Source organism: Exiguobacterium sp. s63 (assembly GCF_018617335.1).
In the GTDB taxonomy this organism is placed as follows: domain Bacteria; phylum Bacillota; class Bacilli; order Exiguobacteriales; family Exiguobacteriaceae; genus Exiguobacterium.
Genome location: NZ_JACSKB010000002.1, coordinates 602,905 through 622,836 on the forward strand (window position 1 = coordinate 602,905; position 19,932 = coordinate 622,836).

22 protein-coding genes are annotated in these 19,932 nt (G+C 47.3%); 21 read left to right on the plus strand and 1 reads right to left on the minus strand.

Annotated features, from left to right (window positions below; genetic code table 11):
• Nucleotides 1-23 precede the first annotated feature (23 nt).
• From KNO90_RS09890 to KNO90_RS09930, 9 genes are all read left to right on the plus strand, one after another.
• On the plus strand, nt 24-1,298 hold the full coding sequence (locus tag KNO90_RS09890) for a tetratricopeptide repeat protein (protein WP_215113503.1): 1,275 nt from the start codon (nt 24-26) through the stop codon (nt 1,296-1,298).
• Nucleotides 1,299-1,321: 23 nt separating this feature from the next.
• Nucleotides 1,322-1,855 carry a ReoY family proteolytic degradation factor gene (locus KNO90_RS09895; RefSeq protein WP_214740266.1) on the plus strand — a complete coding sequence of 178 codons (534 nt, stop codon included), beginning with the start codon at nt 1,322-1,324 and terminating at the stop codon, nt 1,853-1,855.
• Between the two features lie 160 nt (nt 1,856-2,015).
• Nucleotides 2,016-2,456, plus strand: coding sequence for a DUF2487 family protein (locus tag KNO90_RS09900; protein ID WP_214740268.1), 441 nt, complete (start codon nt 2,016-2,018; stop codon nt 2,454-2,456).
• A 110-nt stretch (nt 2,457-2,566) separates the two neighbouring features.
• Entirely contained in the window at nt 2,567-3,070 is a 504-nt protein-coding gene (locus KNO90_RS09905; protein ID WP_214740270.1) for a QcrA and Rieske domain-containing protein, read from the plus strand.
• 15 nt (nt 3,071-3,085) lie between these two features.
• Nucleotides 3,086-3,757 (plus strand): menaquinol-cytochrome c reductase cytochrome b subunit, encoded by a 672-nt coding sequence (gene qcrB, locus KNO90_RS09910; RefSeq protein WP_214740272.1) that lies wholly within the window; start codon nt 3,086-3,088, stop codon nt 3,755-3,757.
• Between the two features lie 33 nt (nt 3,758-3,790).
• Nucleotides 3,791-4,585: a menaquinol-cytochrome c reductase cytochrome b/c subunit gene (locus KNO90_RS09915; RefSeq protein WP_214740273.1), complete on the plus strand. Its 795-nt coding sequence runs from the start codon at nt 3,791-3,793 to the stop codon at nt 4,583-4,585.
• 88 nt (nt 4,586-4,673) lie between these two features.
• Nucleotides 4,674-5,291: a DUF1405 domain-containing protein gene (locus KNO90_RS09920; RefSeq protein ID WP_214740276.1), complete on the plus strand. Its 618-nt coding sequence runs from the start codon at nt 4,674-4,676 to the stop codon at nt 5,289-5,291.
• Between the two features lie 38 nt (nt 5,292-5,329).
• Nucleotides 5,330-6,013: a zinc metallopeptidase gene (locus KNO90_RS09925; protein ID WP_214740278.1), complete on the plus strand. Its 684-nt coding sequence runs from the start codon at nt 5,330-5,332 to the stop codon at nt 6,011-6,013.
• A gap of 57 nt (nt 6,014-6,070) precedes the next feature.
• A complete protein-coding gene (locus KNO90_RS09930) occupies nt 6,071-6,529 on the plus strand; it encodes a GreA/GreB family elongation factor (RefSeq protein ID WP_215113504.1) in 459 nt (152 codons plus the stop codon).
• Nucleotides 6,530-6,568: 39 nt separating this feature from the next.
• Here KNO90_RS09930 and KNO90_RS09935 read toward each other — a convergent pair whose 3' ends face one another.
• Nucleotides 6,569-7,444: a YitT family protein gene (locus KNO90_RS09935; RefSeq protein ID WP_214740283.1), complete on the minus strand. Its 876-nt coding sequence runs from the start codon at nt 7,442-7,444 to the stop codon at nt 6,569-6,571.
• Between the two features lie 112 nt (nt 7,445-7,556).
• Between KNO90_RS09935 and bshB1 the strand changes: the two genes are divergently transcribed.
• The 12 genes from bshB1 to asnS all read left to right on the plus strand — a co-directional run bounded on the left by bshB1 (nt 7,557) and on the right by asnS (nt 19,886).
• Nucleotides 7,557-8,240, plus strand: a complete 684-nt coding sequence (gene bshB1, locus KNO90_RS09940) for a bacillithiol biosynthesis deacetylase BshB1 (protein ID WP_214740285.1) — start codon at nt 7,557-7,559, stop codon at nt 8,238-8,240.
• Nucleotides 8,237-9,358, plus strand: a complete 1,122-nt coding sequence (gene bshA, locus KNO90_RS09945; RefSeq protein ID WP_214740287.1) for an N-acetyl-alpha-D-glucosaminyl L-malate synthase BshA — start codon at nt 8,237-8,239, stop codon at nt 9,356-9,358. The genes bshB1 and bshA overlap by 4 nt, the downstream gene beginning before the upstream one ends.
• Nucleotides 9,355-10,494 (plus strand): CCA tRNA nucleotidyltransferase, encoded by a 1,140-nt coding sequence (locus KNO90_RS09950; RefSeq protein ID WP_214740288.1) that lies wholly within the window; start codon nt 9,355-9,357, stop codon nt 10,492-10,494. The genes bshA and KNO90_RS09950 overlap by 4 nt, the downstream gene beginning before the upstream one ends.
• The gene (locus KNO90_RS09955; RefSeq protein WP_214740290.1) at nt 10,467-11,429 is read left to right on the plus strand and encodes a biotin--[acetyl-CoA-carboxylase] ligase; all 963 of its coding nucleotides are present in this window, start codon (nt 10,467-10,469) and stop codon (nt 11,427-11,429) included. Before KNO90_RS09950 ends, KNO90_RS09955 begins: the two co-directional genes overlap by 28 nt.
• A gap of 224 nt (nt 11,430-11,653) precedes the next feature.
• A complete protein-coding gene (gene panB, locus KNO90_RS09960) occupies nt 11,654-12,487 on the plus strand; it encodes a 3-methyl-2-oxobutanoate hydroxymethyltransferase (RefSeq protein WP_214740294.1) in 834 nt (277 codons plus the stop codon).
• Nucleotides 12,487-13,317, plus strand: a complete 831-nt coding sequence (panC, locus tag KNO90_RS09965) for a pantoate--beta-alanine ligase (protein WP_214740296.1) — start codon at nt 12,487-12,489, stop codon at nt 13,315-13,317. Before panB ends, panC begins: the two co-directional genes overlap by 1 nt.
• Before the next feature lie 5 nt (nt 13,318-13,322).
• Nucleotides 13,323-13,706: an aspartate 1-decarboxylase gene (gene panD, locus KNO90_RS09970; protein ID WP_214740298.1), complete on the plus strand. Its 384-nt coding sequence runs from the start codon at nt 13,323-13,325 to the stop codon at nt 13,704-13,706.
• A gap of 106 nt (nt 13,707-13,812) precedes the next feature.
• The gene (gene dinG, locus KNO90_RS09975) at nt 13,813-16,623 is read left to right on the plus strand and encodes an ATP-dependent DNA helicase DinG (protein WP_214740300.1); all 2,811 of its coding nucleotides are present in this window, start codon (nt 13,813-13,815) and stop codon (nt 16,621-16,623) included.
• A 65-nt stretch (nt 16,624-16,688) separates the two neighbouring features.
• Nucleotides 16,689-16,874 carry a YpmA family protein gene (locus KNO90_RS09980; protein WP_015881492.1) on the plus strand — a complete coding sequence of 62 codons (186 nt, stop codon included), beginning with the start codon at nt 16,689-16,691 and terminating at the stop codon, nt 16,872-16,874.
• Nucleotides 16,871-17,356 carry a hypothetical protein gene (locus KNO90_RS09985; RefSeq protein WP_214740302.1) on the plus strand — a complete coding sequence of 162 codons (486 nt, stop codon included), beginning with the start codon at nt 16,871-16,873 and terminating at the stop codon, nt 17,354-17,356. Before KNO90_RS09980 ends, KNO90_RS09985 begins: the two co-directional genes overlap by 4 nt.
• 20 nt (nt 17,357-17,376) lie before the next feature.
• Entirely contained in the window at nt 17,377-18,564 is a 1,188-nt protein-coding gene (locus KNO90_RS09990; protein WP_214740304.1) for a pyridoxal phosphate-dependent aminotransferase, read from the plus strand.
• A 20-nt stretch (nt 18,565-18,584) separates the two neighbouring features.
• Nucleotides 18,585-19,886 (plus strand): asparagine--tRNA ligase, encoded by a 1,302-nt coding sequence (gene asnS / locus KNO90_RS09995; protein WP_214740306.1) that lies wholly within the window; start codon nt 18,585-18,587, stop codon nt 19,884-19,886.
• Nucleotides 19,887-19,932: the final 46 nt, after the last annotated feature.

The window sequence follows — 19,932 nt, forward strand, 5'->3', positions numbered from 1 at the left end:
ACCGAAGGCCAGGAGGATGTAACATGCTAGATGAATCAGCACTAACACATATCATCGAGATGCTTGAGTCAGGAGAGACCGAGCATGCGCTCGTACACATAGAAGAACTCGAAAAAGAAGGATCGGACGATGATCGATTAGCCATCGCAGACCTTTATTTAGAGCTTGGACTTGCTGACCGGGCAACCGAGGTGCTTTCGAAATTGTACGTTGATTACGAGGGTGATCCGAATGTTGCGTTGTCGCTCGCGGAAGCATATTTAGACAGCGATCGCGAAGAAGAAGCGATTGCCGTACTTGAAAAAATCAAGTCAGATGATGCGGAGACACAAGTGAGAAGTCTTGTACTATTAGCGGATTTATATCAATCGCAGGGATTAGATGAAGTGGCCGTCAAAAAACTGATGGAAGCACTCGAAAAAAATCCCGATGAACCGTTACTCATCTATGGATTGGCTGAATTATATGCGTCGACGGGTTCTTTCGAACAAGCCATTCCTCTCTATGCGCGACTTCCAAAAATGAATCTACCGTCCGAGATCGATTATCAGGCCGATTATGCGGAAGCCCTCACGATGGTCGGTTCATTCGAAGAAGCGCTTGAGGAGTATGAAAAAGCGAAACATCGAGATTTAAATACCGTCTTCGGTCATGCGATGACGGCACATCGAATCGGTCGAGAGGAAGTCGCCATCAAGCAGTTCAAAGAACTTCAAGCGATGGACCCGGATTTTACATCCCTCTACCTTCCTTACACAGAATCGCTTGATGCGATCGGTCAAACGGATGAAGCACTTGAAATGATTGACCAAGGAATCACGCGAGATGATTACAATGATGAACTTCGTCATGTCAAAGCAAGACTGCTCCTTAAACTCGGTAATCGAGAAGGAGCCATTAAAGAATTGCGTGAAGCGCTCGTCTTGAACCCAGAATCGTTACAAGCAACTGAACTGTTGTTGTCGATTTTATTCGAAGCAGGAGAACTAGATGATGTTCTCGAAACCATTGATGCACTCGAAGATCATACGACCTCACCGCTTATGACCTGGTACAAGGCGAAAGCAAAATATGAACTCGAAGAATATGATGATGCGGTCAATCTATATGCCTCAATCGAGCCGATGATGAAAGAGGACGTGTCATTTGTGACAGAATGGGCTACACTGTTGATAGAGGAAGGTCGTCGACAAGATGCACGCCGAGTCGTAGAGCAATCGCTTGCACTAGTAATCGATCTAGAAGATCGCCAAGTGCTCGAAGATCAGCTCGAACAATTGTCTGATGACGTAGAATGATAATGGGAAGGGAATGAGGTCAGATGGTCGAGCGGAAACGGAATTTTTTAAAGCGATTCGTCGCTCATCATACACTTCGGAAACGTGAAGCGAAGTGGATTCTTGACTATTGGTTGAGACATCCTGAAAAACTCGGAAATGTGCACTTCGTGACAAACGCTTCCGTATCACCGAGAAGTCTCGTCATGACGGCATACGGGTTTGATGGTGAACCGTTCCGATACCGTCGGGGAGACCTTGTGACCATGAATCCTGAAAAGGCATATCATGACATCCGTCTACACGATGGCCCGATTTATGTGGAATTAAACTTCCAAGGAATGATGATTGACGAAAACTGGATCGATATCGTGGAGCAAAATCCATTCGAGCCTACAGCGGAAGTGAAAGATGAGGTTTCCTCTTCTGCGCAAACGGTCATTCAAGCTTCTGTTGCCCAGTTCGAAGAAGAGCGGTTATTGATTGAAATTGACAAAGCACTAGATCGTCGGGATGAAAATTTATTTCGTAACTTGACGAGCCGACTTCATCAAGTTCGTTCATCTAAATTATTTTAAAAAAAACAAGCGCTTCCGTTCCGGTAGGCGCTTGTTTTTTGGTATATTAATAACGTAGGAATACACAATTATTTCACAGTTCGTTCATAAGTTTGAAAGGTGAACGAAGTCATGTACGCTACAATAGACATGATGAGATATGAAGGAGAGGAGGGAAAAGATGAGGTTCGATAGTCAAGGGGCACTCCGCTCGATTGCCGAAAGACAATACGTCGATACGCTCATCGTTCCGCTCGCAGAATTGGCGTTTGGTGAGGATATGGTTCGCAAAGCTGAAGGTTATGAAGTGATCCAAGCCGTCACGGCCGAAACAGAACGTCAATTATCTGGTCGAACGATGCTCAGCCCGACGATCAGTTACACCGATGTGGAAGCTGGTGTGGAATTGGCGCAGGATGTAGTGGCAAAAGCAGATTCATCTGGATTTTCTCACGTTTTATTTATTGCGTCAGACGTCCGTTTTAAATCGTTTGATTTGCCAATTTTGTTCGTACCGCCACTTGCGCTCGGATCGATGTCGAGCGATCAGGCGCATACGATGGTTCAAAATTTTGCGACACAAGTCATCACGGAACTTTCGAGCCGTTGGATGGCGACATGAAGCGGTTGACGTAGAGGTTTTATTGATATACTATTTTGTTGAGTGAGAAATTTTTGTGAAGAATGCATAAAGAATTATGGGGTTATGCACACGAATGAGGGGGGAACGAAATGGCTCAAAATGGGTCAAAAGTCACGCGCCGTCAGTTCTTAACGTACACACTGACTGGAGTAGGTGGCTTTATGGCGGCAACATTGATCAGTCCGATGGTCAACTTTGCGATCGATCCGGTTTTGAAAAAATCAGGAGCGGGCGACAAAGTAAAAGTAATGAGTCTTGATGACATCACGACTGAGCCGCAACGTGTCGACTTTAAGAAACAAACACAAGATGCATGGTACGAATTTGAAGAAACACTCTCTGCATGGGTGTACAAAACGGATAGTGGCGAGATTGTTGCCTTGTCTCCAATCTGTACACACCTAGGATGCCAAGTATCATATGGAGCAGACCCGACTCGTCCGAACGAGTATTTCTGCCCATGTCACTTTGGCCGTTATGAAAAAGACGGAACAAACATTCCAGGTACGCCTCCTACGGCACCACTTGCACGTTACGAAAAAGAAGAAAAAGACGGCTTCCTTTATTTGGGTAGCCCGATTTCACAGAAGTGAGAGGGGGACTAGTCGATGTTACAAAAAATTTATGATTGGGTCGATGAGCGCGTAGACATCACACCGCTCTGGCGCGATATCGCTGACCATGAAGTACCAGAACACGTCAACCCTGCCCATCACTTCTCTGCATTCGTCTATTGTTTTGGAGGATTGACATTCTTTACAATCGTCATTCAAATCCTTTCTGGGATGTTCTTGACGATGTATTATGTACCGGATATCATCAATGCGCACGCATCGGTATACTATTTACAAAATGAAATCGCACACGGTCAAATCGTACGTGGGATGCACCACTGGGGAGCTTCTGTCGCGATCGTCATGTTGTTCTTACATACGCTCCGCGTATTCTTCACTGGATCGTATAAAAAACCACGTGAACTTAACTGGGTTGTCGGTGTTCTCTTGTTCTTCGTCGTCTTGGCGCTCGGACTTACAGGATACTTGCTTCCATGGGATATGAAAGCATTGTTCGCAACGAAAGTTACGCTTCAAATCGCTGAAAGTGTACCGGTTATCGGTGGTATTGCGAAGACACTCCTCGCTGGTGGTGAGATTGTCGGAGCGAGTACACTCGCACGATTCTTCGCGATTCACGTCTTCTTCTTACCGGCGGCGTTGTTCGTACTATTAGGAGCCCACTTCTTGATGATTCGTAAACAAGGGGTTTCTGGACCGCTATAAGCCGATTCGAGAAGAAAAAGGAGGAGAAACGATATGCATCGCGGTAAAGGGATGAAATTTGTAACCGACTCTCGAGTAGGAATCTCGAATCGGAAACAAAACATTGCAAAAGACTATTCAGAATATCCAGGACGCACTGAAGCGTTTTGGCCGAACTTCTTGCTTAAAGAGTGGATGGTAGGGTCGGTCTTCTTGATCGGGTTCATCGCACTCACAATCGTTGAAGCTGCACCGCTTCAAAACATCGCCGATCCAACGAACACGTCATATATTCCGTTACCGGACTGGTATTTCTTGTTCTTGTATCAACTTCTTAAATACCAATTCGCTGCAGGGGATTGGATTGTACTCGGTACGATCATCATTCCTGGATTGGCATTTACGGCGCTTATGTTAGCTCCTTGGCTCGACCAAGGCCTAGAGCGTCGACCTGCGAAACGACCAGTGGCCATCAGCTTTATGTTGCTTGGTATTTTGTCTGTCTTCTACTTGACGTGGCAATCTGTTCAAACGACACACTGGGATCAAGTACACGCACAAGGTGAGCTTCAAATTCCAGGCGAAGGTCCTGAGATTGATACGGCAGCACCAGGGTATGAAATCTATTCAGCACAGTCTTGTGTCAACTGTCATGGTCAAAACCTTGAGGGTGGGGCAGCTGCACCTGCACTTGTAGGGACGACGAAGACTGCTGAAGAAATCGCAGACATCGCTGTAAACGGTATTGGTACAATGCCTGCCGGACAGTGGGATGGTTCTGACGAAGATCTTCAAGTATTGGCTGAATTCATCGCTTCATACGGTGAAGGCGGCGAAAATAACGAGTAAGTCATCAAGTGTAGCCTAAGTTTACTAGGCTACACTTTTTTACTTCATTGCTTTATTGACGATAAACTGAAGAAAAAGGATTGAGACAATGAACCCGATGTTTTTAAAACCGTTCTTGATGCATCGAATCACGTTAAGCCTCCTGTTCGTCATCAACTTGGGAGGTACGATTTACGGTTATATTTGGTATGAGCCTCAATTGCGTGACACCCCTTATCTGTATTGGCCGTTCGTTCCAGATAGCCCTACGGCTTCACTTTTCTTTACGATCGTTCTCGGACTGTGGATATTTAAAAAACGTTCTTCAATCTTCGAGACGCTCGCGTTCATCACGTTGATCAAATATGGCGTGTGGGCTGTCGTTATGAATCTATTGTTCCTACGCACGTTACCGGATGATGCGCCTACGATTACCATACTGATGGCGGTCATGTTGATGGTTTCGCATGGCGCGATGGCAATCCAAGCGCTGATTTATGCGCCGTTCATGAAGTGGACGATGACCTCGTTTGTATGTTCACTCATCTGGGTGATTCATAACGATGTAGTCGATTACGTTCTTGGACAATGGCCGCGTTATCCATCACTTGCGGAGTACATCATATGGATCGGATACGGTTCGTTTTGGCTGACAGGATTGTGTTTTTTGATGGGATATGCATTCGTTCTGCGTTCATCGCTTGAAAATAAGTTCATAAGAATGTAAAATCAAATTATCAAATACACGCAGAGGTGAAATAGAAAATGTCATTAGGTGGCTATATTTTCTATCTTGCACTGATTATGCTCATCCCTTTATGGGCCCAGATGCGAGTGAAAAGTACGTACAAGCAGTTTTTACAACAACCACTCCAAAGTGGTGTCACAGGTGCGCAAGTCGCTGATTTCATCATGAAACAGAACGGGGTGCATAATGTTCGAATCGAAATGGTCGATGGACTCATGAGCGACCATTATGACCCGGTCAACAAAGTCGTCCGTCTATCTCGTGAAGTATATCAAGGGTCGACCATTTCGTCGGCTGCGATTGCGGCGCACGAGATCGGTCACGTCATCCAGGATGCGACGGATTACAAGATGATGCGCGTGCGTCATAGTCTCGTTCCCGTCGTCAACATCACGTCGAACTTGTCGTTCCCGTTATTACTCGGTGGCTTCTTGTTCGGTGCACTCGGATTGGCACAACTCGGTGTCATTATGATGCTCGGGGCGGTCGTGTTCCAATTGATCACGTTACCGGTCGAGTTTGATGCTTCGAAACGTGCGATGGCACAATTGACATCACATGGTATCGTGACAGCGACAGAAGAGACAGGGGCACGAAAAGTACTCAACGCTGCGGCTTGGACGTATGTGGCTGCAACGCTTGTTGCGGTTGCCGAGCTTATTCGTTTGGCACTTATTGTGTTCATGCCACGTGAGGAATAGAATGAGATCCCGTCGAATGGCGGGGTTTTTTCATTATTTAAGAAAGGACATGTTTTGATGAAACCACAAATGACAGCGGCTGGCCATGAGCGATTGACTCATCGATTAACGACGTTAAAAAGAGCCCGGACGGATGCGCGTGAACGCATTCGAGTAGCGCGGAAGTTTTGTGATTTTAGAGAGGATGTTACGTATACAGAAGAAGTACGTGATTATGAACGGTTAGAAGCGGAAATTTTAGAACTCGAACACCTCTTCAATGAAGCTGAGATTGTCGAATCGGACCATTCAGATGTCGTCACATTCGGGAACCGGGTCGTCGTTCGAGAATTGCATCAAAAAGAGTTGGAGAGCTATCGAATCGTAGGCGAGGCCGAGGCGGACATCGATCAAGGGACCATCTCGATCACTTCGCCGATCGGTCGCACACTCCTCGGCGCAAAAGTCGGTCAACTGATAAAGGTGACCTCACCAGCAGGGGTCATTGAATTGGAAGTGCTTCATATTGAACCATAAAAAATCGCCTGTTCAATCGTGAACGAGGCGATTTTTTGATTATTTCAGAGGCATTCGATTCTCGTCGAACGTAAAGCCTTCCCCTCCAACCTCGTACACATGATGGAAGGTGACAAAGGCGTGGGGATCGATTTGTTTGACGATGGTCTTCAAACGATTCACTTCGTTTCGTCCGACGACGACATATAACACCTCGAGTTCTCGGTTCGAGTAGCCGCCTTTTGCGAGCAGTCTTGTCGTCCCCCGGTTCATCGTCGCATGAATCCCGTCCGCGATGGCAGTGCGGTGATCACTGATAATCATCGCCGCTTTACCGGCATACGTCCCTTCTTGCATCGAATCAATGACTCGTGCCCCGATATAGACAGCGAGTAGGGTATACATCGCCTCACGAGGATCGAGATACGTCAAACTGAGGATGATGACGAAAAAGTCAAAGATGAGAAACGTCTTGCCAATTGACCAACCGAAATAGCGTTGTACGAGTCGTGCGATGATATCGACGCCGCCCGTCGTACCCCCATTGTTGAAGATGATGCCGAGCCCGATGCCGATGAAGAGTCCGGCAAACAAACTGGCTAGCACCATATCATTCGTCAAATCGATGACAAGCGTCGAATATTTGGCGATGAATGCATACCAAAGTGAAAATGAGAACGTCCCGATGAGCGTATAGATGAAGGTCGTGCGACCTAACAACTTGTAACTCATGAAAAAGAGCGGGATATTTAATGCCAAGTTCGTGATCGAAGGTGAAATATCAAATAGACCACGTAGAATCAATGTGATGCCAGTGAATCCACCTTCGGCCAAGTTGTTTTGAACGTTGAAGTGATAAACACCGAATGCAAAAATAAAAGAACCTATTAAGATAAAGATAATATTTCGAACACGAATCGGTAACTGTACCGTCATTAGGTTCACCTCCCCTTAGATAGAGTACTCGAAAAACAACTCGATTGACTACCCTGAACATATGACATTCAGAATCGAGTCGGCTATACTTTTCAAAGAAGAGGTGATTTAGATGAAAGTAGTAGCCATCGGGGCACATCCGGACGATATTGAAATCGGGATTGCCGGAATGACCGCCCAATGGACGAAACAGAAGATTGAAGTCGTCTACGTCGATTTGACGAAAGCCGAGCTGTCTTCAAATGGAGACGTCGAAACAAGACAAAAAGAAGCAAGTGCAGCGGATGCGGTGCTCGGTGTACGCCGCCTGAATCTCGGATTCAGTGACCGCGGGATTGACGGAAGTGCCGACCAACTAGAAGCAATCGTATCGTTGATTCGTCACGAGCGCCCAACTCATGTCCTATATCCATATGAGGTCGACCGTCATCCAGACCATGCCGCTTGTGCACATCTTGTGACAGAGGCGCTGTTTAATGCCGGCATTCGAAAATACTTACCTGAACTTGATGCATACCGTCCGCAAAGTGTGTACCAATATATGATCAATGCGCATGTCGAACCAGACGTCTGCGTCGATATCAGTGACACCATCGACGTGAAAACCCAAGCCTTACAATGTTATGCCAGTCAGTTCACACCGATGAACGGAGTAAAGACACCACTCACCGATGCATATGTGGAGCGGGTCGTCGCACGGGAACGACATTTCGGGAGCTTGATCGGTACGTCATACGCAGAAGGCTTGAAACAAGTCCGACCATACGTTGTGAGACAGGCAGGTGAACTCGCATGACATATCGTATCGGCATTTTGTGTTATCCATCGGTAGGTGGCTCTGGGATTTTGGCAACAGAACTCGGGATGAAGCTTGCGGATCGTGGTCATGACGTCCATTTCATCACAAGTAGCATGCCGTTTCGATTGAACGCCTATCATCCGAATATCACGTTCCATCAAGTCGAAATCAACCAATACTCGGTCTTCCGATACCCACCTTACGATATGACGTTGTCGGCGAAAATCGCGAGCGTCATCCAATCGTTCGGGCTTGACGTCATTCATGCCCATTATGCGGTCCCTCATGCCGTATGTGCGGCACTTGGTCGTGAGATGGCAGGAGTGAAGACACCCATCGTCTCGACGTTACACGGGACCGATATCACGGTGCTCGGAGAGGATGAGGAATTGAAACCGGCCATTCTATACGGACTACGCCAATCGAATGCCATCACGGCCGTTTCGCATAGTCTAAAACGAGAGACGGAAGACCGCATTGCGAGTGATTTGCCCATTCAAGTCATTCACAACTTTATCGATGAATCGGTATATACGCCACAAATTGACCCGACGCTTCGGGAACGGTATGGATTGTCAGATGAGGACCGAGTCGTCATCCACATCTCGAACTTTCGACCGGTGAAGCGTGTCGATCTCGTTTTAGAGGCGTTCGACCAAATGGACGTCCCAAACAAAAAACTTTTGCTCGTCGGCGATGGACCTCTCATGGGGGCGATGCGTCGACTCGTGACCGAAATGGAACTTGAAGACGATGTCATCTTTGCCGGGAAACAAGAACAAGTCGCAGCGCTCCTTTCAATTAGCGATGTTCATGTCTTGTTATCGGACAAAGAGGCGTTCGGACTCGTCGCCCTCGAAGCGATGGCGACAGGGGTACCTTCAGTCGTGAGTGATGCAGGTGGTTTACCGGAAGTCATCACGGATGGCGAGGACGGGTTTGTCGTATCGAGAGGCGACGCAAGTCTTGCCGCTCATGCGATGCAACGTGTACTGACAGATGCCTCGTTACAGGAACGATTCAGACGTAACGGATTAGAGAAGTCTAAACGCTTCGCCTCACAAGACATCGTGACTGAATATGAGCGCTTGTATGAACAGGTGGTGAAATCATGACAGAATGGGAGTATGCGAAACAAATCATTGAAACGATTGAACGGCATGGTGGTGAGGCTTATATCGTCGGTGGGGCCGTTCGTGACTATGTCCTCGGAAGCTTACCGGATGACATTGATTTGGCGACGTCGCTCTTCCCTGAAGAAGTGATGGCTCTCTTTCCAAAATCCGTCCCGACCGGCATCGAGCATGGGACGGTCACGGTCATCATCGACCATCATCCGTTCGAGGTGACGACATTCCGTTCAGAAGGGGCATATTCGGATTCAAGAAGACCAGACCATGTCGCGCTCGGTGTGTCGCTCGAAGAAGATTTATTGCGCCGTGATTTCACAATGAATGCGATGGCGTTTCATGATGGACAAGTCGTCGACTTGTTCGGTGGTCAACATGACCTTGAAGAGCGGATCATCCGTACGGTCGGTAGCCCATTCGAACGTTTCGGTGAAGATGCTCTTCGCATCATGCGCGCCCTTCGTTTCATGTCTCAACTCGACTTCACCTTACATGAAGAGTTACGTGATGCAGCGAGTGTGCTCGGCCATAAGCTCGAGCAAATTGCGATGGAACGCATTGCAATCGAATTTGAAAAACTATTGGTTGGACCTGCGTATAAGAGAGCGCTCAATGAGATGGTGGCTCTTGGCATTCACCGTCACCTACCGGGCGTCACGTCGGATCTGATGAATCGTGTGCAGGAAGATGAGCGTACGCCTGTAAACGCGGCTAGCGGTTGGGCACTCTTTTTGTATCATTCGAACGATGAATCGTGGCTCTTGCCATGGAAACGCTCAAATGCCATAAAGCGCGAGGCTCGTACGCTAGCTAAATTGTGTGAGACGGGATTAGATGAGATGACGATCTATCAGACAGAGGAGACCACGCTATCTACGTATTTTCGGATGAACGGTGAGAGAGACCGGAGTCGTGAATTGAAGCAGTCACTCCCCATTCAGTCACGAAAAGAACTACAATTTGATGGACGAGATGCGCTCGAGCTCGGAGCAAAAGGAGAGGTCATTAAACATATGTTGGCCGACTTGGAACGACGGGTCGTCCTACAAGAGATGCCGAACCATGAGACTGTATTGAAAGAGGAGGCGAAACGATGGCTTCAACGCGCGGGCGTGTCCTGACGCTATTACAAAATGGTGAAGTATGGAGCGGTCAAGAGCTGGCACGTCAATTGAATATTTCACGTACCGCAATTTGGAAACATATCGAGACACTTAAACAAGACGGGTACGCGATTCATACTATTCCACGAAAAGGTTATCAACTACTCGAACAAAGCGACCGATTCGATGAACCGGCTTTTGTCTCGTTTCGGAAGGGGCGTTTTGGTCAAGTCGTACATGCGTTTGATCAAGTCGATACGACACAACGCATCGCACACGAACTTGCACAACAACATGCACCCGAAGGAACGCTCATCATCAGTGAAGAACAGACGGCGGGGCGTGGGCAGCTAGGACGTAACTGGCATAATCCGAAGCATGTCAATATTGCGGCAAGTGTCATTTTAAGACCCGATTTACCGATTCGGGAGGCTTCGAAGCTGACTTTGATGACAGCCAGTGCGTTTGCGACGGCGTTGAATGCGAGAAATCTCGACGTGTCAATCAAATGGCCGAATGATTTACTCTTAAATGGTAAGAAAATCGGAGGCATTCTGACAGAAATGCAAACGGAGGGAGATCGTATCCAGGCTGTCATTTTAGGATTCGGTATAAACGTCAATGGTGAAACTATTCCACCGGACTTGGCTCACCGGGCTACATCGCTCTATCTTGAAACGGGAACACGTTATCATCGCAGTGAGTTACTAGCAGAGCTACTAGTCGAACTCGAAACCGAGTACGACCGTTTTCTCGAAGATGGGTTCGCACCGGTACGCTTGAATTGGACGAAACATGCCGCTTATCTGAATGAATCGGTCACGCTGAGTGGGTCCCGGGCGTCAAGAACAGGCGTCATGCGAGGAATCTCTGATGAAGGTGCCCTGTTACTCGAAGTAGATGGGAAAGTCGAACCGGTCTATTCTGCTGAGATTGCAGTGTGGAATGATTGATGAAAACGACACCATCGACTATACTGAATGTGTCGGACGCTATCGATTTTTGAAGTGTACCACGCTTGCAGACTGTCACAATCAGTTGTCTGCCTTGATCATTTTGACAGGGACAGAAGGACACTACTCATGAAAACCATGAAATTGTTTTTCGTGCGCCTTCTTGCCTATTGTGTAAGAAGGCGTTTATTCTTTCCTGTCTCCACGTTTAGGAGGAGAAACAGATGAACACGATGACTTCGTTATTGAAAAAGATGAATGAACAAGAAAAGCTCGTCATGTTGACGGCGTATGATTATCCGTCAGCGAAACTTGCCGAGGCGGCAGGGGTCGATTTGATTCTCGTCGGGGATTCACTTGGAATGGTCGTACTCGGTTATGATTCGACCATCCCTGTGACGATGGAAGATATGCTCCATCACGCAAAAGCCGTGCGACGAGGAGCACAACAGACGTTCGTAGTAGTAGATATGCCATTTGCGACGTACCACGGAGATTTCGACCGTACGCTACAGGCGGCGGCACGTATGTTCCAAGAAGGACAGGCGGATGCCATCAAACTTGAAGGTTCAGGGGAAGTTCTCCGAACGATTGAACGCTTGACACAAGTCGGAATGCCATGTGTCGCCCATTTAGGATTGACGCCTCAATCAGTTGGTGTGTTAGAGGGATATAAAGTTCAAGGAAAATCCCTTGAAGCCGCTGAGGCACTTCTTCAAGATAGTCTGTCTGCCGAACGAGCGGGTGCGAAAATGCTCGTTCTCGAATGTGTGCCTCATCAACTAGCGAAACGAATCGCTGAGGCGTTGACTATCCCAGTCATCGGAATCGGGGCCGGGGCAGAAGTCGACGGCCAAGTGCTTGTCTACCATGACGTTTTAAAATATGGGGTGGACCGCTTGCCGAAATTTGTTCAAGCATACGCGGATGTGAATGATGTGGCGACACATGCGATTCAATCTTTCGTCGAAGAAACGAAAAACGGTCAGTTTCCGCTTGAACGTCATACTTTTACGATGGACGAGTCGTTACTAGATTCGTTGTACGGAGGAAAATGATGAAAATTATATCGACCGTTGAAGAATTACGTCACGCGTTACCGTCTGGGCAAACGATTGGGTTCGTTCCGACAATGGGTTATTTGCATGAGGGACATATGAGCCTCGTTGAAAGCGCACGACGGGAAAATGATATCGTCGTGATGAGTATTTTTGTGAATCCGACACAGTTCGGACCAAATGAAGACCTCGACCGATATCCGCGAGACTTTGATCGAGATGAGAAGTTGGCACGTGAGGCGGGTGTTGACTACCTGTTCTATCCGACGACTGAGACGATGTATCCACTCGATATGGCTCGTGTGACCGTCCGTCAAGGTGCAGACGTATTATGTGGGGCGAGTCGACCAGGTCACTTTGATGGTGTGTTGACAATCGTCTCGAAATTATTTAATCTTGTTCAACCAACACGTGCTTATTTTGGGCTGAAAGATGCCCAGCAAGTCGCGCTCATTGAAGGATATGTCCGAGATTATTTCGTACCAGTCGAGATTCGACGCTGCCCGATTATACGTGAGGAGACAGGACTGGCCAAATCTTCTCGAAACGTATATCTGTCAGAAGTTGAAAAAAGAGAAGCGAGTCAAATTTTCAAGGCGCTGACGTTGGCGAGAGAAGAATTAGAAACAGGGCAAGGTGCTGGAGCGGTCAAACGTCAATTGACGGAACGATTGAGCGAGATTCCGAATAGTCAAATCGATTATGTCGAACTCGTCGATTATCCGACACTCGGCTCCGTCACGTACGACTCAACTGAAATTTTATTAGCAGTGGCCGTTCAATTTGAACGCGCCCGATTGATTGATAATGTGATTTGGAAGAAGGGATGAATCCAATGATTCGTACATTTATGCACGCGAAACTTCACAAAGCAACAGTGACTGAAGCAAACTTACACTATGTCGGTTCAATCACAATCGATGAGGATTTGATGGACGCGGTCGGTATTATGGAGAATGAACATGTTCACATTACGAACAACCATAATGGCGCACGCATCGAAACATACGTCATTAAAGGGGAACGTGGTTCTGGTGTGATTTGTTTGAACGGCGCAGCGGCACGTCATTTCCAAGTAGGCGATGTTGTCATCATCATGGCATACGGTCAAATGACTGCGGAAGAAGCGAAAACGCATCGTCCAAAAGTTGCCGTCTTGAACGGACAGAACGAGGTCGATCAACTTCTTTATGAAGAAATCGCCCATACGATTTTATAAAGAGTTCGGGGGTGTCGTCAGAGGCATCCCCGTTTTTTCGTCATACGTTCTATGGTAAGATGAGACAGACAGAAAGCACGAGCGTGCCAAAGATGGGATGGATGTTATGGACACGTATGTGATTGTGGATTTAGAGACAACCGGTCATTCCGTAAAGTCCGGTGATGAACTGATTGAGTTTGCGGCGGTCGTCGTACAAGAGGGTGAAGTGATTGAGCGCTACAGCACCTTGATTCGACCGAGTCGACCAATCCCCCCTTTTATCACGCAATTGACAACGATTAGTGATGCTGACGTGAGTGATGCACCCCTATTTGAAGAGGTGATTCCCGACATTTGGAAAATGTTAGATGGTCGGGTATTTGTCGCGCACAATGTCACATTTGATTTAACTTTTTTAAATGAGAGTCTTGAACAGGCAGGATACCTTCCGTTTCAAGGGAGAGCTATCGATACAGTCGAGTTGGCTCGAATTCTTTATCCGACATTAGAAAGCCACGCATTAGAAGCCCTTTCTGATACGTTTGACCTCTTACATACAGATGCACACCGGGCGCTAAGTGACGCAGAGGCGACTGCCGAACTTTTCATAAGAATGCTCGACCGCCTACGCGACTTGCCGATTGTGACGTTGAAACGACTTCGCGAGCTGTCTGAATCGTGGACGAGCCATGTCGAACCGTTACTTGATGACATCATACTCGAGGTTGGAATTCGCCCAGACGACGAAACACGTTTTGATATTCATCGTAAGATTGCATTATATCGTCCTAGCGACTCATTCGTTCCGGCAGTAGAGCGTGAGCCGTTTGAACCGTTTCTGCTTCGAACGATTGAAGAGACGCTCCCATCAATTTTTGAACAGTTTGAACCAAGACAAAGTCAATTTGAAATGATGCGGCACGTCTATAAAGCGCTAGATGACGAAGAGACGTTGCTAGTGGAAGCAGGAACAGGCACTGGGAAGACGCTTGCCTACTTGATTCCAAGTGCACATCATGCACTTGAGACGAAACGACCGGTTGTCATCAGCACGCATACGATCCAATTACAGGAGCAATTACTCAATCGTGACTTACCTGTGTTGCGTCAGATTTTTCCAGAAATCGAATTTACCTTATTAAAGGGAAGACGAAACTATATCGACTTAAGAAAATTTGAGATGGTACTTGATGAGTCGAATGACGGCGTGTTGGTATCGATGTGTAAGGCGATGGTACTCGTCTGGTTGACGGAGACAGAGACGGGTGATTTAGAAGAACTCTCATTCCCGGGTTCTGCGACCCAAGGACCTGCCTCATTTAAACGCTTGATTCAGGCAGATGCCTCGAGTGAATTTGGACGATTCGATCCATGGTATAGCCGTGACTTCTTCACAAAAGCCGTCCTTCGCTCAAAAGAAGCGGATCTGATTGTGACAAACCATGCGCTCTTGTTCTCTGATTTACAACATCAGGCAGGCATTTTACCGACCGACACACCACTCGTCTTAGACGAGGCGCATCAAGTCGAAGAAGTGGCTTCCCATCACTTCGGTGTGACGTTTGATGCGATTCAATTTGACCGATTATTTAAATGGTTCGGCTATGGGGCAGACGGAAAATTCCATTCGCGTATCATTCAGCTAGCTGATTTAACGTCCGTCACCGAAGAGGCAGAAGCATTTAGTCAGCAGATTGACGGTGCGCTCGCACAAGTTGAGGAAGAACTTGAGGATCTCTTGACTGCCCTTCAATCGTTGAGCAAGAAAAAAGAGCCGAGACAAACAGTTCGTTTCGAGCGGGAAGGGGCAACGTTCAGACCGATTCGAGAAGTGGCGAATCGACTTGAGAACAAACTCCGTACATTACGCACGTCACTTCGTCATCTACATCGTCTGCTCGATGAGCGTAAAGAACATATGACGTTTAAGCAGCGGGCACTCATTAGCGATTTGAAAACGTTAATTGGCGACGTTCGTGAGCTCGAGAGCGTCATTTATGAGACGATGCTGACCCGAGACGACGATGCGGTCAGTTGGGTCGAATTGAATTTAGGCAACCGCAAACTGACTTCGGTGTACACCCAACCGGTTGAGATCGGTCCGTTGTTGCACGAGCGACTCTTCAAGAAGAGACCGACCATTTTAACCTCGGCGACGATGACGGTATCGGGCAAGTTCAGTTTTATGGAACGGCGACTCGGACTTGAAGGAGAACCGGTCAGACGAGTCGTATTGCCTTCTCCGTTCAACTTTAGAGAGCAGGCCAAACTGTTTGTTCCGTCAGACTTCCCATTGATCAATGATGTCCCGCTTCCTCAGTTCGTCGATCAAACGGCCCAATCGATTGTTCAAATTGCGAATGTGACGAAAGGACGAATGCTCGTCTTGTTCACATCGAACGAATTGCTCCGACTTACTTACGAACAAGTGAAAGATCACCTTGATCCGTCCTATACGCTTCTCGCACAAGGGGTGAGTGGTGGTTCGCGTAGTCGTTTGACGAAACAGTTCAAACGCATGGAGCAGTCGATTCTCTTTGGAACGGCCAGCTTTTGGGAAGGTGTCGATATTCCAGGTGAGGCGTTGACGTGCCTCGTCATCGTTCGTCTCCCGTTCGCACCCCCTGACCAACCGATCATGCAGGCGCGCTCAGAAAAAATTGAATCGCTTGGAAAATCACCATTTTTCGAATTATCGCTTCCGCAAGCGGTCATTCGCTTCAAACAAGGGGTCGGGCGCTTGATTCGATCAAAAGGGGACTATGGTGCCATCTTTGTATTCGATCGCCGAGTCGAGACGACGCGTTACGGCAAACAATTCATCAACAGTTTGCCTAAAGTCGACCGCATCGAGGGGACGTTAGAAACATCCTTGTCCGAGTTGGAATTATTCTTAGATAAGAAGGAAAAGTCAGTGTCACGAAATGATAGATAACGCTAGGCATCGTGATATTATCGCTTTATAATGATACGTATAGTGTTTTTGGAGGAGGAGTCAATATGAACTCGAATATTGAAACGCTCGCAAGCGTTCGGATTGAACCGACCGCGGACGTGTATAAGATTGTCGACTTATTGAATCGGACTTTGAAAAGTCAAGATTTGATGTTCGGTTTGTCACTTGAGAAGAAAGTAAACGATCCGAAAAAGGAAGAGATGGTCTTCACCATCTATCGTACAGAATGACCAGAAAAGCTAAATGGATCGTTTCGTTTTTAGTGGCTCTGATTGGTGTCGTTCTTGTCTTTAGCGTGATGTATCGATTCACCATCGGGCATACAGAGAATCAAAAAGAGAAACTGGTCGAACAGGCAATGATACGGCTGACTGACGAATCTCCAAACGTGAAAGTAGGTCAGGGAGAACTGTTCAATGGGACACAGGCGTATGTCGTCTTCTCTGAAGAAGACGGGAAGTCGATTTGGTTTGTGCCTCTTAATGATAAGTTGGAGATTGAGCAACGCGAAATCGATGAAGTGGAAGCGACCGATGTCTGCGCGCGTTCTGTCGAGGAAACGGGTGGACAACTCGTCAGCTGTAAGATTGGATTTGATGAGCGTGCACTCATTGAAGTGGTTACGAAAGCGAATGCTTCCTATACGTATTCGTATTACACGCTTCAGACCGGAGAGTTTATTCGACGCGTCCAATTGACGGATCAAATGTGACGAATTAGAGGGGGATATGGATGGAACATCTACTAGCGAAACGTGTAAAACAACTTACACCATCGACAACATTGGCAATCACGGCTAAAGCAAAGGCTCTTAAGGCTTCAGGTAAAGATGTCATTGGTCTCGGAGCAGGCGAACCTGATTTTAATACACCGGAACGAATCATTGATGCCGCGTGTCAAGCGGCTCGAGATGGCGATACGAAGTATACACCATCTGGTGGTACCGTCGCCTTGAAAGATGCCATTATTGAGAAAACGAAACGCGACAGCGGATTAGTGTTCGAGCGCAACGAGGTGATGGTCGCTTCAGGTGCGAAACATGCCCTTTATGCATTGTTCCAAGCGATTTTAGATGAGGGGGACGAAGTGATTGTCCCGACTCCGTACTGGGTCAGTTATCCAGAGCAAATCAAATTAGCAGACGGAGAACCTGTTTTGGTTGATACAGACGAATCGACGTCTTTCAAATTGACGCCGGAACAATTGGAACGTGCAATCACGGATCGAACGAAAGCGGTGATTTTAAACAGCCCTTCGAATCCGACTGGGATGATTTACACGAAAGAAGAGCTACAGGCACTTGCTGACGTCGTTCTTCGTCACGATTTACTCGTCGTGAGCGATGAAATCTATGAAAAATTGATTTACGGTGATGCGACGTTCATCTCGATTGCAACACTCCCGAATATGCGAGAACGGACAATCATCATCAATGGTGTCTCAAAATCACATGCCATGACGGGATGGCGCATCGGTTATGCCGTTGGGGATGCAAAAGTGATCGGTGCGATGACGAACTTAGCGTCTCACTCGACATCAAACCCGACGTCCGTTGCTCAAGCGGCTTCCGTGGAAGCGTACAATGGACCACAAGATGACGTAGAAATGATGCGACAATCATTTGAAGAACGACTCGATATCGTTTATGACCGCCTTATTCAAATCCCAGGTATCACATGCTTGAAGCCACAAGGTGCATTTTACTTATATGCCAACGCAAAAGTTGCCGCGACAGAGAGCGGCTATGAATCAGTCGATGCATGGTGCGAAGCGGTACTTGAAGAGGCAAACGTGGCACTCGTTCCGGGTTCAGGATTCGGACAAGACGATTACGTACGATTATCCTATGCAACAGAATTAAAACGCGTACTAGAGGCGCTCGATCGAGTAGAAGACTTCGTTACGAAGCGCGCTCGATAAGCGAAAGGATGGAAATGGACATGACAACAATTTCGATTAACCAATTTAAAGATTATGAAGGCCAAACGGTCCGCGTCGGCGCTTGGATTGCCAACAAACGTTCGAGTGGGAAGATTGCCTTCCTTCAATTACGTGACGGGAGCGGATTTGCTCAAGCGGTCGTTGTAAAAGCTGATGTGGCGGAAGAACTATTCACCCTTGCCAAAGGTGTGACGCAAGAAACGTCGGTTTGGGTCACAGGGAACGTCAAGTCAGATGGCGGACGTACACCACTTGGCTTTGAATTAGAAGTGTCTGATTTAGAAGTGATTGCGGAATCGGTGGATTATCCAATCACACCAAAAGAGCACGGAACGGAATTCTTGATGGACAATCGTCACTTATGGCTCCGTTCACGTCGCCAACACGCGATTATGAAAGTTCGTAACGAAATCATTCGTGCGACATATGAGTTCTTCAACAAAGAAGGATTCGTCAAAATCGATCCGCCAATCCTTACGAGCAGTGCACCGGAAGGAACGACAGAATTGTTCGAGACAGACTATTTCGGTCAATCAGCCTACCTTTCTCAGACGGGTCAATTGTACATGGAAGCCGCTGCGATGGCCCTCGGAAAAGTATTCTCATTCGGTCCGACGTTCCGTGCGGAGAAATCAAAAACACGTCGTCACTTGATTGAGTTCTGGATGATCGAGCCGGAGATGGCATTCGTCGATCATGACATGAACCTCGAGATTCAAGAGCAATACGTGTCATACATCGCGCAATCAGCGCTTGAAAACTGCAAAGATGAGCTTGAACTTCTCGGACGTGACCTTGAGAAATTGGCACAAGTACAAGCGCCGTTCCCGCGTGTTCGTTATGAAGATGCCATCAAATTCTTGAAGGCAGAAGGATTCGACGATATCGAGTATGGTGATGATTTCGGTGCGCCGCATGAGACAGCGATTGCTAATGCACATGATAAGCCGGTCTTCATCACGCACTGGCCAAAAGAAATCAAACCATTCTATATGAAAGTGGATCCTGAGAATCCAGAACTCGTTCTCTGTGCTGACTTGATTGCACCAGAAGGATATGGAGAAATCATCGGAGGATCACAACGTGAGGACGATTACGATCGTCTAAAAGAAGAAATCATTAAAGAAGGTCTCGACGAAACAGATGCGTATGACTGGTATCTCGAACTTCGTCAATATGGTTCGGTCCCACACTCTGGATTTGGACTCGGACTTGAGCGTACGGTCGCTTGGATCAGCGGTATTGAACATATTCGTGAAGCCATCCCGTTCCCACGTTTATTAAACCGAATTCACCCTTAACGATTAATCGGGGAAGACATTATGTCCTCCCCGATTGATGTGTCTT